The sequence below is a fragment of the Streptomyces sp. NBC_00503 genome, assembly GCF_036346895.1.
Classification (GTDB): Bacteria; Actinomycetota; Actinomycetes; order Streptomycetales; family Streptomycetaceae; genus Streptomyces.
In genome coordinates this window covers 772,831-786,953 of record NZ_CP107855.1, presented here as the reverse complement: position 1 = coordinate 786,953, position 14,123 = coordinate 772,831, and the positions used below count along the sequence as shown (strand labels likewise).

Annotated in this window: 15 protein-coding genes and 1 pseudogene; 6 read left to right on the top strand and 10 right to left on the bottom strand. The window is 70.5% G+C overall.

What is annotated here, in order from left to right; translation table 11 throughout:
* Nucleotides 1-195: 195 nt before the first annotated feature.
* From OG490_RS03650 to OG490_RS03625, 6 genes and pseudogenes are all read right to left on the bottom strand, one after another.
* Entirely contained in the window at nt 196-441 is a 246-nt protein-coding gene (locus tag OG490_RS03650; protein ID WP_330294826.1) for a hypothetical protein, read from the bottom strand.
* Between the two features lie 216 nt (nt 442-657).
* Nucleotides 658-969 carry an SCO5918 family protein gene (locus OG490_RS03645; RefSeq protein ID WP_330294825.1) on the bottom strand — a complete coding sequence of 104 codons (312 nt, stop codon included), beginning with the start codon at nt 967-969 and terminating at the stop codon, nt 658-660.
* A gap of 57 nt (nt 970-1,026) precedes the next feature.
* Nucleotides 1,027-1,431: a CBS domain-containing protein gene (locus tag OG490_RS03640; protein WP_330294824.1), complete on the bottom strand. Its 405-nt coding sequence runs from the start codon at nt 1,429-1,431 to the stop codon at nt 1,027-1,029.
* Nucleotides 1,432-1,477: 46 nt separating this feature from the next.
* Nucleotides 1,478-2,992 (bottom strand): DEAD/DEAH box helicase, encoded by a 1,515-nt coding sequence (locus OG490_RS03635; RefSeq protein WP_330294823.1) that lies wholly within the window; start codon nt 2,990-2,992, stop codon nt 1,478-1,480.
* Nucleotides 2,993-3,305: 313 nt separating this feature from the next.
* Nucleotides 3,306-3,509 carry a cold-shock protein gene (locus OG490_RS03630; RefSeq protein ID WP_330294822.1) on the bottom strand — a complete coding sequence of 68 codons (204 nt, stop codon included), beginning with the start codon at nt 3,507-3,509 and terminating at the stop codon, nt 3,306-3,308.
* A 427-nt stretch (nt 3,510-3,936) separates the two neighbouring features.
* Nucleotides 3,937-4,401 (bottom strand): annotated as a pseudogene (locus OG490_RS03625) (CBS domain-containing protein); the annotation flags it as partial.
* Nucleotides 4,402-5,200: 799 nt separating this feature from the next.
* On the opposite strand from OG490_RS03625, the gene OG490_RS39100 reads away from it, so the two are divergent.
* Nucleotides 5,201-5,851 (top strand): Rv1733c family protein, encoded by a 651-nt coding sequence (locus OG490_RS39100; protein WP_443065743.1) that lies wholly within the window; start codon nt 5,201-5,203, stop codon nt 5,849-5,851.
* A 9-nt stretch (nt 5,852-5,860) separates the two neighbouring features.
* On the top strand, nt 5,861-6,085 hold the full coding sequence (locus tag OG490_RS03615; RefSeq protein WP_330300758.1) for a dsRBD fold-containing protein: 225 nt from the start codon (nt 5,861-5,863) through the stop codon (nt 6,083-6,085).
* Nucleotides 6,086-6,252: 167 nt separating this feature from the next.
* Here OG490_RS03615 and OG490_RS03610 read toward each other — a convergent pair whose 3' ends face one another.
* On the bottom strand, nt 6,253-7,245 hold the full coding sequence (locus OG490_RS03610) for an Acg family FMN-binding oxidoreductase (protein WP_330294820.1): 993 nt from the start codon (nt 7,243-7,245) through the stop codon (nt 6,253-6,255).
* A gap of 232 nt (nt 7,246-7,477) precedes the next feature.
* Nucleotides 7,478-8,128, bottom strand: coding sequence for a CBS domain-containing protein (locus tag OG490_RS03605; RefSeq protein ID WP_330294819.1), 651 nt, complete (start codon nt 8,126-8,128; stop codon nt 7,478-7,480).
* Between the two features lie 281 nt (nt 8,129-8,409).
* On the opposite strand from OG490_RS03605, the gene OG490_RS03600 reads away from it, so the two are divergent.
* From OG490_RS03600 to OG490_RS03590, 3 genes are all read left to right on the top strand, one after another.
* Nucleotides 8,410-9,315 (top strand): universal stress protein, encoded by a 906-nt coding sequence (locus tag OG490_RS03600; protein WP_330294818.1) that lies wholly within the window; start codon nt 8,410-8,412, stop codon nt 9,313-9,315.
* Between the two features lie 352 nt (nt 9,316-9,667).
* Nucleotides 9,668-10,573, top strand: coding sequence for a universal stress protein (locus OG490_RS03595; RefSeq protein WP_330294817.1), 906 nt, complete (start codon nt 9,668-9,670; stop codon nt 10,571-10,573).
* The gene (locus OG490_RS03590) at nt 10,570-11,244 is read left to right on the top strand and encodes a universal stress protein (protein ID WP_330294816.1); all 675 of its coding nucleotides are present in this window, start codon (nt 10,570-10,572) and stop codon (nt 11,242-11,244) included. The genes OG490_RS03595 and OG490_RS03590 overlap by 4 nt, the downstream gene beginning before the upstream one ends.
* Nucleotides 11,245-11,606: 362 nt before the next feature.
* On the opposite strand, the gene OG490_RS03585 is transcribed toward OG490_RS03590, so the two are convergent.
* On the bottom strand, nt 11,607-12,530 hold the full coding sequence (locus OG490_RS03585) for a universal stress protein (protein ID WP_330294815.1): 924 nt from the start codon (nt 12,528-12,530) through the stop codon (nt 11,607-11,609).
* Nucleotides 12,531-12,818: 288 nt separating this feature from the next.
* Nucleotides 12,819-13,403 (bottom strand): DinB family protein, encoded by a 585-nt coding sequence (locus tag OG490_RS03580; RefSeq protein WP_330294814.1) that lies wholly within the window; start codon nt 13,401-13,403, stop codon nt 12,819-12,821.
* Between the two features lie 367 nt (nt 13,404-13,770).
* Between OG490_RS03580 and OG490_RS03575 the strand changes: the two genes are divergently transcribed.
* Nucleotides 13,771-14,112 carry an ArsR/SmtB family transcription factor gene (locus OG490_RS03575; protein ID WP_330294813.1) on the top strand — a complete coding sequence of 114 codons (342 nt, stop codon included), beginning with the start codon at nt 13,771-13,773 and terminating at the stop codon, nt 14,110-14,112.
* The last annotated feature ends 11 nt before the right edge of the window (nt 14,113-14,123 follow it).

The window sequence follows — 14,123 nt, the reverse complement described above, 5'->3', positions numbered from 1 at the left end:
CTGTCTCTCTGGGCTACGAGAGAAACCATACCTACGTCACCATCCAATGTCTACTCTGACCGTCGTAGATTTTCGGGTGTTCGACGTTGAGGTAATCGACCTCGAACGGCACCGGGGTGAGGGGGCGAGGCCACAGCGGGCGCTGGACGCCCGCCACGGCTCGGCGCCGTGGCCGATAGGGGGATCCGCGCGTGATCAGCCGGACAGGATGAGCGCCAACGCCGCAATCGGCGTCCCGTTGAACGGCGCGATCGTGGGGCCGAGCCGGTCAAGGTCGACTACGGCCGGTCGCTGGTGAAGAAGTGCCCGGGGATCGGGACGGGCGATGTCCTGCCAGTCGAAGACGCCGAAGGGCTGTTCCACCTGCTGATCATCGGCATCGTGGTGTTCGTCGCCGCCCTGGTGCACCTGGTCCTGCACATCCGGCGCTCCGGTCGGCATCACCGCACACTGCGCTGAGACCTCGCCTTGGGGAGCGGGCGGGATGTACCGCGTCTCGATCGCCGATGTCAGCGCCTGGACCGTAGGCGATTTCAGCTACTCCGACCACTGACACAGCGTCGCGAAGAGAAACCCGTAACTACGCGGGATGGCCCGACCGGCGTGCCGGTCGGGCCATCCTTCATGTTCGGGTGCCGGCTCGCACCGGTCCGTCGGTCAGACGGCCATCGGGACCCCGAGCATCGCGGATGCGTGCTGGAGCGGACTGAGGACGCCCGCGGGCGCGGCGGCCCGGGGAAGGCCGCGGCAGGTGAAGCCGAGCTGGGTCATGGCCCGGAGGACCTCGCCGACGCTGAAGTCGCGCCTGTCCTGGCGGGTGATGACCTGGCCGACCTGCTTCACGGGGTAGACGCGGCGGCCGATGATCACGGAGTCGCCGACGACCTCCTCGGGCTTGATGCCCTTCATCGATTCCAGGACGCCGCTCTTGGTCAGGTCGAACGGGAAACGGGCGATGACGCAGCGCATGATGCCTCGCAAGAAGAAGGAGAAGGGGCGGTCGTGCCGCGGTGAGGCGGTTCAGGGTCAGCGTGCGAGGGCGAGGACGCCCAGAGCGCTGCCTTGTTCGTCGACGACGGGCAGGGCGTCGAGCCGGCGGTAGCTCATCGCGTGTTCGGCCTCTGCCATGGTGGTCATCGGCGAGGTGAACGGCCCGCGGTCGCCGAGGGCGTCACGCAGCCGGACCCGGTCCGTGTACGCGCTGCCGTCTCGGATGGCGGTGAGCTGGGCCTGGGTGACCAGCCCGGTGCACAGGCCGTCCTCGTCGCAGACGAGCAGATGACCCGCGCGGGCACTGGTCATGACGGACAGGGCCACTTCGACCGTCATGTCGTCACACACCTGCGGGCCGGCCGCCTCCATGGCATCGTCCACCGTCCGGTGCAGGAGATTGGCACGTACCGAGCGGGGCTGCATCTGGACCAGCGTCAAAACGTGCCTCCTGCAGAGATGGGTCAGTTTCCTGATCACGTGGTTCTCAGGCCGCCGCATCAAAGGCGGACTGCCGCACGTTCACGCGCCGAGTGGCCGAAGCGGGACTGCGCCGGCCGCGGGAGGCCGTTCTGCGCTTGGGCCGCTCGGACACCGGTGCGGCGATGGTGACGGGGATGCCGGAGGGGGCCTGGGCACCGGTGATCCGGCTCAGTGCCTCCTCACCCGAGTGGACCTGAGTGGTCTGGGGAACGATGCCGGCGGCGGACATGAGCCGGGTCATGTCGCGGCGCTGGTTGGGGGTGACCAGGGTGACGACGCTGCCGGACTCGCCGGCGCGGGCGGTGCGGCCGCCGCGGTGGAGGTAGTCCTTGTGGTCGGTCGGCGGGTCCACGTTGACGACGAGGTCGAGGTTGTCCACGTGGATGCCGCGGGCGGCGACGTTCGTGGCGACCAGGACGGTGACGTGTCCGGTCTTGAACTGGGCCAGTGTCCGGGTCCGCTGCGGCTGGGACTTCCCGCCGTGCAGGGCCGCGGCGCGGACCCCGCTGTCGAGGAGGTCCTGGGTGAGTCGGTCCACGGCGTGCTTGGTGTCGAGGAACATGATCACGCGGCCGTCGCGGGCGGCGATCTCCGTCGTCGTCCGCTGCTTGTCGGCGCCGTGGACGTACAGGACATGGTGCTCCATCGTGGTCACCGCGCCTTGCGAGGGATCGACGGAGTGCACGACCGGGTCCGTCAGGTAGCGGCGCACCAGCAGGTCGACGTTGCGGTCCAGGGTGGCGGAGAACAGCATCCGCTGGCCCTCGGGGCGCACCTGGTCGAGCAGGGCGGTGACCTGCGGCATGAAGCCCATGTCGGCCATCTGGTCGGCTTCGTCGAGGACGGTGATCGCGACCTGGTTCAGGCGGCAGTCACCACGGTCGATGAGGTCCTTCAGACGTCCGGGGGTGGCAACCACGACTTCGGCGCCGCCGCGCAGGGCGCCCGCCTGGCGGCCGATGGGCATGCCGCCGACGACGGTGGCAAGGCGGAGCCTGACCGCACGGGCGTACGGGGTGAGGGCGTCGGTCACCTGCTGGGCCAGTTCGCGGGTGGGTACGAGGATCAGCGCGAGCGGCTGGTGGGGCTCGGCGCGCTGCCCGGCGGTGCGGGCCAGCAGGGCGAGGCCGAACGCCAGGGTCTTTCCCGAGCCGGTCCGGCCACGCCCGAGGACGTCCCGGCCCGCGAGGGTGTTGGGCAGGGTGGCGCCCTGGATCGGGAAGGGCACCCTCACGCCCTGCGCGCCGAGGGCGGCCAGCAGCTCGGCCGGCATGTCGAGATCGGCGAAGGCTTCGACGGCGGGCAGCGCGGGAGTGATCGTCTTCGGCGGCGCGAACTCGCCCTGTACCGCGGCGGGCCGGCGGCCCGAGCCGCCCGAGCGGCTCGGACCTGCGGAACGGCTCCGGGCCGGGGAGCCGAATCGGTTGCCCCGCTCCGAACCCGCGCCGTTGCCGAAAGCAGGGCCGCCGGTGCGGCTGCGGGTACGGGAGGATCGGTCGTGCGTACGTGTGGGGTTCATGTAGAACCTTCCTTGATACGGCGCGTATCAAGGAATTCCCGCAGTGGAAGTGCAGTGCGGGGATCGCGAGAACGGGCCGAATGGAACGTGAATGCGAAGCTGGTGAGCGCACAGGAAATCCGTACAGGCTCAGTCGCCGAAATGGGTGATGTCGTATGGATGCGAAATCCAGTACATCAACCTGGGTGCGGCTCCGAGGGAGCTGCACGCCTGAAGAATGTGGTCCCGCAGGTGAAACCACTACGGGAGATGTGCGCAGCTGGGGCCCGCACCCCGAGGGATGCGGGCCCCAGCTACAAAATGTGCGTCAGCGTCAGACCGGAACGATGTTCTCGGCCGTCGGGCCCTTCTGGCCCTGCGCGATGTCGAAGGTGACCCTCTGGCCTTCGAGCAGCTCCCGGAAGCCCTGAGCGGCAATGTTCGAGAAGTGGGCGAAGACGTCGTCGCCGCCACCCTCCTGCTCGATGAAGCCGAAACCCTTTGCCGCGTTGAACCACTTCACGGTGCCAGCAGCCATGTCGTATCTCCTTTGGGGCAGTACACCAGCATCCGCACTGTGCGGACACCGTGTCGCCGCGATGATGCCCGGCCCGGAGAATGGCCCGGAAATGTAAAGCGCTTCACCGTGGCGCGGAGGCCGACTGAAAGCGCTTGGAGTTTTTGGGTATCAAAACTGCAACCGAGATCGACAGTAGCACGCTGCAGTGGCTTGTGTACGTAAAATAATTCCACCCTAGGCGCTGCGGTAAAAACTCTCGATGCGGGACCCATTAAACTCTCGAGTCGCGGGCATAGATATTGATTCACCCCGAGTGCAGCCTTCCGGAAGGCTGCACTCGGCGGAAAGGTGCGGTGGGTCGGCCGTGGCCCAGATGTGGACGGCGGGATCATCCGTGTCCGGCCGCTCGGCCGGAGTGTCCTGCCCAAGGCCACTGACTTCATCCGGCGAGCGGGAAGAGGCGTTCGACGACTTCGCGACGGACTTCGGTGGCGAGGTCGTCGTCCGTGCGGAGGAAGACCTTGAGGAGGTCAGCGCGGCTGACGATGCCCTTGAGGGTGCCGTCGGTGTCGACGACCGGGAGGCGCTTGATGCGGCGCTCGGCCATGAGGCGGGCGGCTTGGGGGAGCGTGGCGTCGGGGCGGATGGTGACGGCGGGGCAGGTCATCAGTTCCTCGGCGCGGACCGAGCCCGCCTTCGAGGTGTCGCCGAGGCGGCGCATCTGCTCGATGAGGCCCGGGCGGTGTGCGTGGAACTCCTCCTTCGGGAGGAGGTCGGCCTCGGAGACGACGCCGACGACACGACCTTCCCCCTCGATGACGGGGACCGCGGTGACCTTCCAGCGCTCCATCGCAGCGACGATCTCTTTGAACTCGGTGGCGGGCGTGACGGTGGTGACGGGCTTCGTCATGACATCGCTGACGGTGCAAGGGGTGGGGGTCACGGCTGGTCCTTGGGTGCTTCGGGTTTCGTCTCGGCCTGGAGCGGGTTTATGGGGTCCTTCCAGCCTTTCCCTCCCGGGCTCCCGCCGCATCCCCGGACTCAGGTGGGGACTCGCGGTCCGCGAAAGCCTGGAACGGGCCGCAGCCCACCAGGACGCGGGCGTGGTCGCTCCCGATCAGGAGTCCGCTTCCGGGGAGCGTGTGCAGGCCTCCCAGGAAGTGCAGGAGCCTTCGGAGCCGGTATTCACCATCGCATGGGGAGAGGCCCGGCCGGATGGGCCTGACAGGCCCTGTGGGGGACCGACCGGCCCATGTACGAGGGGCGGCACCGGCCGCGGCCTTCACAGCCTGGGCCGAACGGCCCCAGCCGGGGCCCGATGGCCCCAAGCGGAGTGGCCGTCCCCCTCGCGACAGTGAAGGCAGACAGCAGCAAACCGACACCAGGGGAGATCGTCATCACTGCCAAGCGGGTCATGGTCGCCTACGGAACCAAACACGGTGCGACCGCCGGTATCGCGACGGAGATCGGCAAGGCCCTGCGGGAAGGGCCAGGGAAATGCAGAGGCTCGGCGCACGCGAGCACAGCACCTTCGGCGGCAGCGTCAGCGTCGGCACGCCGGGGTTCATCGCCCGGGCGATGGTGCGCGCGGGCAAGGGCGGCGACTTCCGCAACCCCGAGCGGATCCAGGCCTGGGCCCACCGCATCAGTGCCGAACTCGGCACCCCCCCGCTGAGAGCCCGCCCGACGACACGAAGTGGAGGTGCGCGATGTCCGAGGCGAGTACGCCCCGTCCTCGACGGTCCGGGGCCGGCACTATGGGACGGCTGCGCCGCCTGCCCCGCCGTCGCCCGAATGAGCTGCGGCGCCCCGCCGACCACGTGCGGGCCCATTGGCTCGCAGCCTTTGCGTTCTCCCTGCTCGTAGCCGCGTTCCTCGGAACCCTCATCGGCCTCAGTACCTGGGAGACGGAGCACCGTAGCGTCGAGAAGGAGGATGCGCACCGCCACCGAGTGACGGTGACAACCGTGGCGCGGGCCGAACCCGCGGCCCCCTCCCGCTTCGCCAACCACCCGGAGGCAACGGCGCGGGCGGCCTGGGAGTATCCGGTCGGCCACCGCCGCACCGGGACCGTCGGAGTCCCCCTCCGGACCCCCCTGGGCGCCACGGTCACGATCTGGGTCGAAGACACGGGCGCCGAGACGACGCCCCCACCGTCCGGCGACGAGGCCGCCTCGACCGCCGTCGCTGCCGGATTCGGTTCCTTCGCCCTACTGGCCCTGTCCGCCGGCGGCATCGTCCACGTCCGGCTACGCCGCGTCGAGGCGCGCAGCCTGGGGCAATGGGGCCGTGAGTGGGAGCGCCTGGAACCCCACTGGTCTGGTCGGCTGCGCAAGGAACACGGAGTCGATGGGGACTGAACCGTCCCCCTGGACACCGATACGAACAAGCTCACCGGCCGGGGGACCGTCGGCTCTGCGCCGCGGGACACCGGGATTGCGGAGATCGGCGCCGAACTCGCCGCGGCCCGCGCCATGGAAGACCTGGCCCTCCAGCTGAAGCGGGCTGCCTACGGGGACAAGGAGACCGTCGGTGGAGATCGGGACCTGGACACGAGGCAGGTAACCGGCGTGCGTCCTACGCTTGGCACCTGACCGGCTGGGAGCGGCGTACGGGCGGGATCGAGAGGGCACGTACCGAGCTGCGGCAGGGTGCCTGCGGTCCGGCTGAGGACCTCGCCGGCGCCATCATCACCTGCCGGACGGCGGAGATCGCGGAGATGCGCACCATGCTCGGCATCCGGTGACGGAGCGGCGGGCCGTCACCGGACATCGAGGACTTCGGCGACCGGGCGGCGAGGTGTAGCCGGCCCCTGGGGGCCGTAGCCGAGTCGGATGACCATCTGGACATGGCCCATGCCGGCGAGGGGATCGCGGGCCGTCCAGCGCAGCTCGGGCCATTCGAGGGGCTGTGAGGTCATGGAGGTGGCCAGGCCGTCCGCGGTGGCCTGGAGCAGGATCCGTTCCAGGGCCTGTCCGGCCCGCAGCCAGTCCTCCGGGGTGTCGCCCGACGTGCCCAGCAGCCCGATCTGCGGCCGCTGCTCGAAGGCGGCCCAGGCCCGGCCGGGTACCGGCTTGTCGCGGCCGAAGTCACGCACGGTGGCTCCCGGGCCGGAGGGGAGGGGGCCGAACGCCTCGGCCGGGATGCCGTCGGGCCGGGGCTCCTCGGCCGGTGCGCCGGTGTGGGTCCAGGCCGTGGTCTCCGCCCGCGCGGCGGGGTCCATGTCCTCCCGGTGCTCCGAGTCGTGCACCAGGCCGAGGAGCGTTTCCGTGTGCCAGGCGTCCGGGACGACGAGGCGGCAGCCTTCGAGGAGGGCGGCGGACCGGAGGCCGTCGAGCAGCGCGGTCGGAATCGCCTCGTCCGTGAACGGGAAGCGGCTCGTGTGACGGCGCCGCAGGGCCGGGTGCAGGGTGGCGAGTCCCTCGTCGGTGGCCGCGGCGGGTCCGAGCCGGACGGCGGCGAGGAACCACGGGTCACCGTCGGCGGGCAGCGTCTGCACGAGGGTCTCCCAGCCTGCCTGGGCGGCGGACACGCGCAGGTTGAACAGTGCGGCGGCGCAGCCCAGGTGGAGGGCCCGGCGGTCAGGGTCGGTGTGCGGCATGGCCCGGCCGGGATCCCCGTGGAGTTCGATCGTCCCGGAGTCGGAGCGGTGGACGAACCGCCAGGGCTGGGCGTTGTGCATGGAGGGTGCGGTGACGGCGTCTTCGACGAGGCGGGTGACGGTTGCGCTGTCCGGGTGCGGGGTGGTGGCCATGGGACTTCCTGACTGCGAGGTCGGCCTCGGCCGTGGGCGACGACCGCGACCGGTGCGGCCGCGTGGTGCATGGCGGCGTGGCTGACGGGGCCGATGTGGGTGCCGAGCGCCGACCAGCCGGGGCGCCCGGGGTGATCCGGATCGAGGTGAACTGTTCCCGCCCGCCGTGACGCTCTGTGCTGGTCCGTCGAAGCCGATGACGGCACGACCGTTCACGGGACCTCCCCCACGCCTATGCCGAGTCGTCGATGGCACAGCCGAGGTGCTGAGTCACGGAGACAACGCCGTCCACGGTCCGGCAGAGCCGCTCGATCACCTGGATGAGGCTCTTGAACTGCACCGTTCCGTGTACCTCGACCTTCCCGTCGGTCACGTCCACGGTCACGGCGGCCGGGTCCAGATGCAGTGTGCGGTCGAGGATGTCCCCGGCGATCTCGTGGCGGACGGCGTCATCGTCCCGCAGGAAGATCCGCAGCAGATCCCGTCGGCTGACGATGCCCACCAACGCGTCCGCCCCGTCGACGACGAGCAGCCGCTTGACTCCCTGGGCCTCCATCAGCCTGGCGGCCTCGGCCACGGTCCAGTCGGGGCCGGCGCACACCGCGGGGGCCGACATCAGCTCCTCGGCCCGCTGCCCCGCCGCCTTGTCCTCCTGCAAGGACTCCCGCTCCGGCAGCGACCGGAAGTAGTCGCCCTGGCCCTCGGATTTCGGAAGCAGATCACCTTCCGAGATCACGCCGAGTGGACGGCTGGCCGGGTCGATGACTGCAACTGCCGACACCTGGTGCTCGACGAGGATCCGGACGATGTCCTTGAACGGGGCGTTCGCGGCGACGGTGACGACTTCGCGGGTCATCAGCTCGCGCAGTTCTCGATGTCTCACGGTCTTCTCCTACCGCTCGCGGCGAAACCGAGTGTCTGGTCGACGCCATTCCCCCCCGTACGGAGACGGGGCGGCGCGGTGCAGGTGCACCGGGCCAGCCACTTGGTGCTTCATCGCGGAAACCTCTTGCGTGCTGTGGTCCGCCTCCAGGTTTGCCGACTGGCGGACGGTGGAGGGAGGGGCCATGTGGTCCCTATCCGGTCCTGAGCGGCCCTCTTCGTGTCGGGGCCGAAGTGCCAGCGTGAGAGTCGTCCCCCAGTGGTTCTGGGCGAGGAGGAATCATGGAAGGCGCCATCAGCCGTTCGGAGCTCGGCACCGTCATCGTCGGAGTCGACGGCTCCCAGTCGGCCCGAGGGGCGGCGCTGTGGGCGGCGGCCGAGGCCGTACGCCGTGAGTGCCCCTTGCGCATCGTGTACGCGGCCGACACCGACGGTCGGGCCCCGTACCTCTCGGCGCAAGCCATCGAGCGCGTCCGCGGTGCGGGCCGCGAACTGCTCCAGGACACGGCCGACGCCCTCGCGCAGCGGTATCCGGCGCTGCAGGTCACATCGGAGTTCAGCCGCAGTGGCCCCGCCACGAGCCTGCACCGGGCCGCCGGTCGCCACGGCACGATCGTGGTCGGCAATCGCGGCCTCGGCGGGTTCAACTCCCTCATGCTCGGCTCCGTCGGCCTGAAGGTCGCGGCAGACGCCAAGACACCCGTCATCGTGGTCAGAGGAACCGACCAAGACCGGGAGGAGACCGGTGTGGTGCTCGTCGCCGTCCGTGACGAGCACGACCTGGGCGTTGCCCGGGTCGCGGCGCGCGAGGCCGAGATCCGCAAGGGCTCGTTGCGGCTGCTGCACGTGTGGAACGTCCTGCAGTCCGTCGGCAGCGTCGTGAGCATGCTCGACGACATCGAGGAGATCGCGGGCGACCACTCCCAGCGCCTGACCGCCGTCGCGGACCGGATCCGCGACGAGTTCCCGGACCTGGCCGTCGTGGCCGACGCCGAGAAGAGCGTGTCCGTGGCCGGGGTCCTCGTAGAGGCGTCCCGCCATGCGGACCTGCTGGTCATGGGCGGCCGACGCGCGCCCGCCTACCTCGGCCCCACCCTGGGACGGGCCACCCACAGCCTCGTCCACCACGCGCACTGCCCGGTCCAGCTCATCCCGCGCGAAGCCCGGGCACCCGGGGACGAGGAGTGATGAGCAGCGCCGAGCACCGCGGCATGACGCACACCAGCCCGCGGGCTTCCGCAGCATGCGCGTGCAAGGCCGTGGGCTACTGCTGTGAGCAGCCAGAGCGGATGGTGAAGGGTTTTGGGGCGGGCGCCCCCACCGTGCCGAGCTGGTCCGCCCCGGGCGGACCAGCGGACGAACGGGCCCGATGCGGGACCGGTCGACCGCCTTTCGGGGACCGACGGGCTGCCTGAGCCTTCGGCAGGGACCTTCGGCAGGGACCTTCGGCCCCCTACGAGGTCCACAGGGACCCTCTCCTGCCGGGAGCCGCGCTGTCAGCGTGGAGCTGTCCCCAAGTGGTGCTCGGCAAGGAGGAATCGTGGAAAGCAACAGGAGTGGTCCGGAACTGGGATCGGTCGTCGTCGGCGTCGACGGGTCCGAGCCGGCCCGGCGGGCGGCGCTCTGGGCCTCGGACGAGGCCGCAAGGCGCCGACGCCCCCTGCGCATCGTGTACGGGTCCGACGTCGACGGCCGTGTCCTGGACCTCTCGGCCGCGGATGCCGAGCGGGTCCGCTCCGAAGCCCGGGAACTGCTGGAGGGCACCGCCACAGCCGTGCAGGAGCGCCATCCCGCGCTCTCCGTCTCGACGGAGTTCAGCCGCAGCGGGCCCGCGATGAGCCTGCGCCGGGCAGCCGGCACCAGCGGGACCCTTGTCGTCGGCAATCGGGGTCCGGGCGGCTTGAGCTCCCTGGCGCTGGGCTCGGTCGGCCTCAAGGTCGCCGCGGAGGCCCGTACGCCCATGATCGTCGTGCGGGGGAGCGAGGACGAGGCCGACCACGGGGTCGTCCTGGCCGCCGTACGGGACGAGCACGACCTCGGCTGCGTCCGCCACGCCGCCCGTGCGGCGGAGCTGCGCAAGGCCACGTTGCGGCTGCTGCACGTGCGGAACCTGCTCGAGGCCGTCGGCTCGGTGGCGAGAACCCTCAACAAGTCGGACGAGGTGGCCGACAGCCACGAGCAGAGCCTGGCGGCCGTCGCCGAGCAGATCAGGGACGAGTACCCCTCGCTGATCGTCCAGACGGACGCACTGGAGGGCGTGTCGGTCGCCGGCGTCCTGGTGGAGGCATCGCGCCACGCGGACCTGTTGGTCATGGGCGGGCGCCGGTCGCCCGGCTACATCGGCCGCACCCTGGGGCGTGCGACCCACAGCCTCGTGCACCACGCGTACTGCCCCGTCGAACTCATCCCGCGCCATGGCGACGAACACCGGAACGAGGCGTCATGACCACCACCGAAGGCCGCGAAATCCTCGTAGGAATCGACCCCGGAAGGAATTGGTACCCGTCCCTCGCCCAGGCAGCCGACGAGGCCGGGCGGCGCGGTCTGGGGCTCCGGATCGTCGTGGCAGTGCCCTCGCGGCAGGAGGCACCCCAAACGGACGGGGCTCCAGGCGGGACCGTCTCGCGCCAGGTGGAAGGGAAGACCGGTCCGGAGTCTGCGCACTCGGCCCGCGACGACGCGCACGCCCCCGGGCAGCCGCCCTACCTGGTCGTCGGCATCGACGGCAGCGAGTCCTCGAAGGCGGCGCTGGCGTTCGCGTTGGAGGAGGCCGACGTGCGAGGAGCAAGGCTGCGGGCCCTGTCGGTCCGGCAGCCGCCGGCCGTCGTGACCCAGGGCGAGGAGGCCGCTCTCCAGGAGCAGCGGCGGATGCTGTTCGAGACGACGGCCGACTGGTCGCAGAAGTACCCGGAGGTCGTGCTGACCCACGAACTCCCGGTCGGGCAGCCGGTGGAGGAGCTCGCCAAGGCCTCCGAAGAGGCCCTCGCACTCGTCGTCGGCCGCCGTGCCACCGGAGCGCACGCGGACATGCGGCTCGGCTCCGTGGCCGATGGTCTGCTGCACCGGGCGCACTGCCCGGTGATCATCGTTCCGCAAGGTGAGCCTGCGGGACGGTGATTGATCCGAAGGCGTCCGGCGACACCGTCGCCGCCACCCCCGCGGTTTGTTTCTTGGCCCCCGGTGTCCCTCGCCGGGGGCCACTTCGGGTTACGGCCCTCGGGTGGATGGGCGTCCGTGCCTCGCGACGGCGTGGTCTGGACGCGTCGTTCGGGGATCCGGGCCTCCCTGCCAACGGCGGAACGGGCAGGGACCAACCGCCTGGCGGCCGATCCCCGCCCCGTAGGCATCGGGGAGCGTGCGGGCCGCGGCCATGACGAAGGGCGCCCGTTGGCTCGTCTGTGAGGACGAACCCGGACGCCTTTCGGGGGAACGGATGTTGGCCGTCCGGTCCGGTGACACCGGTCCGGAGCGGCACCGTCTCAGGGGTGCGGAACGACCGCGACCGGGGCGGCCGAGTGGTGGAGCACGGCGTGGGCGACCGGGCCGAGGTGGGTGCCGATCGCCGAGCGGCGGATCCGTCGGCCGACGACCACGAGGGAGGCATCGTCCGAGGCCTCGACGAGGTGGCCGGCGGCCTGCCCCACCGATGATTCCTCCTCGACCCGGACCTCGGGGTACTTGCCCCGCCAGGGCCGCAGCGCGTCCCCGAGCGCGGTGGCCGTGTCGGCCGCCATGCCGTCCCGTACCTCGGGGGCGATCAGCGCCGGGTCGAAGTTGTAGGCGGGCGGCATGCTCCAGCCGTGGACCACGCGCAGTGGGGCCCGTCGCGCGACTGCCGCGCCGAAGGCGTAATCGAGGAGCTCGTCACACGGGCGCGAGAGGTCCAGCCCGAGAACGACCGGCCGGTAGGCGCCTTCCTGCGGCCCGCTGCCGTCGGGCGCCGACAGGTAGGCGCTCTCCATCCAGGAGCCCGTCCGCACGACGACCACCGGGCGCTCGGCGTGGGCGAGCACGGCCTGGGAAACGGATCCGACGAGGAATCCCGTCATCGCCCCCAGCCCGCGGGAACCGAGGACCAGCACCTCGGCCTCCTGCGCGGCCCCGGCCAGGACCGTGAGGGGCTGCCCGTCCACCTGCTCCGTGGTGATCTCCAGGCCGGGGTGACGCTCGGTCAACTGCTGGAAGACGTCCCGCGGGATGCGCTCGCCCCAGTACTCGGTCGGGGCCGAGGCCGGGGCGGAAGCCCCGGCGAGTGACGCGTACCCGTAGGGCGGCGTCCAATACTCCACGGCGTGCAGCAGCTTGAGCGGGAGTCGGCGGATCCGTGCCTCGCGGGCGGCCCACTCGGCGGCGGCCAGCGATGCGGGGGATCCGTCCAGGCCCACGACGACCGTACGTGACATGGCGTTCCTCCAGGAAGGTGTGCGAGAGCGCGACCGCTGACGGCGGTGCGTGTCCCACCTTCCCGCTCCGTGCAGTGGAGGGAGGACGGGCCGGGCGGCCCTGGGCGGGGGCCGAACGTCCCCCTGGTGCGTGGTCCGGCCAGGAATCCGCCGAACGCCAGGAGCGAACGACGGCAGCAACGGGGCGGCCAGCTCCCAGAGTTCGTCAGGAACCAGTCGCTTCGATGGATCAGCACCCACGACCGGCATCGTGCCGCAGCACGAACATCACGTCACGTGAGGCAGTCTCTAAGCTTTGATTGGTGCGGCCGACCTGGCGGCCTGCTCGATCTTCGCGCAGTGGGCTGCACGGGCTTCCTCGTCGATCTGCTTCTCGTGTTCGGCGCGCAACCCGGTCCGGCCGTCGAGGCCCTCGCGCAGGATATCGGCGTGCCCGGCATGCCGGATGGACTCGCTGAGGACATGGACCATGACGGCGAACAGGTTGGTGTCGGCATGAGGCTCCGGCCACCACGGCACGTGGCCGGGGGCGTCGAGGGGAAGCTCGTTGATCGTCGCGTCCGAGTGTTCCCACGTGCGCCGGTAGAACCCGATGATCTGATCGCGGGTCTCGTCCTCGGCCGCCCACTGATCGCTGCCGTCGGAGTCCTGCCACCGGGGCAGCGGTTGCGGGGAAGGGCGGTCGAAGACTTCGCCGAAATACCTGGCCTCGACGGTCGCCACGTGTTTGACCAGGCCGAGGAGGTTGGTCCCGGTCGCTGTCAAAGGCCGGCGGGCGTCGTATTCGGACAAGCCGTCGAGTTTCCAGAGCAGCGCCTTGCGGTCCCGCCGCAGTCTCCCGTGCAGGTCGTCTTTCGCGAATTCGTCGATCATGGGGCACGAGCCTGCCATGGGCTGCTCGTGGTCTCAAGATCCCGTACGTGGTCCGCAACGACCGGCAGAGCCAGGACCTGGCCATGGCCGCCGCCCTGACCTGCTGCAAGAGGCTCGCGGAACCTGCCACGTGAGACGACTCCAAGTCAGCGATCGGCCGCCGGAGGCCGGGTGGGCCTCGCCGACGGGGGTTGCGGCGAGGCCCGCGCCAACCGTACCGCCACGCTCGGCCAGCGGGACGCAGAATCATTGAATTGCAGAAGTCTGCAATTTCATAGATGCTGTGGGTGCTGTGCTCGTAGGTAGCCGCAGGCACAGCACCAGCCGTTCGCCCCGGAGCCCGGGGTGGTGAGAAGGGTGCGCGACCGTGCCGGTACCGCTGTATCAGGCCAAGGCCGAGTTCTTCCGGATGCTCGGGCACCCGGTGCGGATAAGGGTTCTGGAGCTGCTGCAGGACGGTCCGATGCCCGTGCGGGCCCTGCTGGCCGCGATCGAGGTCGAGCCCTCCGCGTTGTCCCAGCAGCTCGCGGTGCTGCGCCGCTCGGGGATCGTCACCTCGGTCCGTGACGGCTCGACCGTGGTGTACGAGCTGGCGGGCGGTGACGTCGCGCAGCTGATGAGGGCGGCGCGGCGGATCCTGACCGAGGTGCTGGCCGGGCAGAGGGAGCTCCTGGAGGAGCTGCGCGAGTCCGAGGTTCCGGCGCCGTGACCGTGAAAACC

What these genes read in the sequence shown, in the direction of transcription:
- OG490_RS03650 (WP_330294826.1), bottom strand. Translation starts at nt 441, where the DNA reads ATGCCGACCGGAGCGCCGGATGTGCAGGACCAGGTGCACCAGGGCGGC.
- OG490_RS03630 (WP_330294822.1), bottom strand. Translation starts at nt 3,509, where the DNA reads ATGGCTGCTGGCACCGTGAAGTGGTTCAACGCGGCAAAGGGTTTCGGC.
- OG490_RS39100 (WP_443065743.1), top strand. Translation starts at nt 5,201, where the DNA reads ATGTCCGAGGCGAGTACGCCCCGTCCTCGACGGTCCGGGGCCGGCACT.
- OG490_RS03635 (WP_330294823.1), bottom strand. Translation starts at nt 2,992, where the DNA reads ATGAACCCCACACGTACGCACGACCGATCCTCCCGTACCCGCAGCCGC.
- OG490_RS03645 (WP_330294825.1), bottom strand. Translation starts at nt 969, where the DNA reads ATGCGCTGCGTCATCGCCCGTTTCCCGTTCGACCTGACCAAGAGCGGC.
- OG490_RS03590 (WP_330294816.1), top strand. Translation starts at nt 10,570, where the DNA reads ATGACCACCACCGAAGGCCGCGAAATCCTCGTAGGAATCGACCCCGGA.
- OG490_RS03610 (WP_330294820.1), bottom strand. Translation starts at nt 7,245, where the DNA reads ATGGCCACCACCCCGCACCCGGACAGCGCAACCGTCACCCGCCTCGTC.
- OG490_RS03585 (WP_330294815.1), bottom strand. Translation starts at nt 12,530, where the DNA reads ATGTCACGTACGGTCGTCGTGGGCCTGGACGGATCCCCCGCATCGCTG.
- OG490_RS03600 (WP_330294818.1), top strand. Translation starts at nt 8,410, where the DNA reads ATGGAAGGCGCCATCAGCCGTTCGGAGCTCGGCACCGTCATCGTCGGA.
- OG490_RS03580 (WP_330294814.1), bottom strand. Translation starts at nt 13,403, where the DNA reads ATGATCGACGAATTCGCGAAAGACGACCTGCACGGGAGACTGCGGCGG.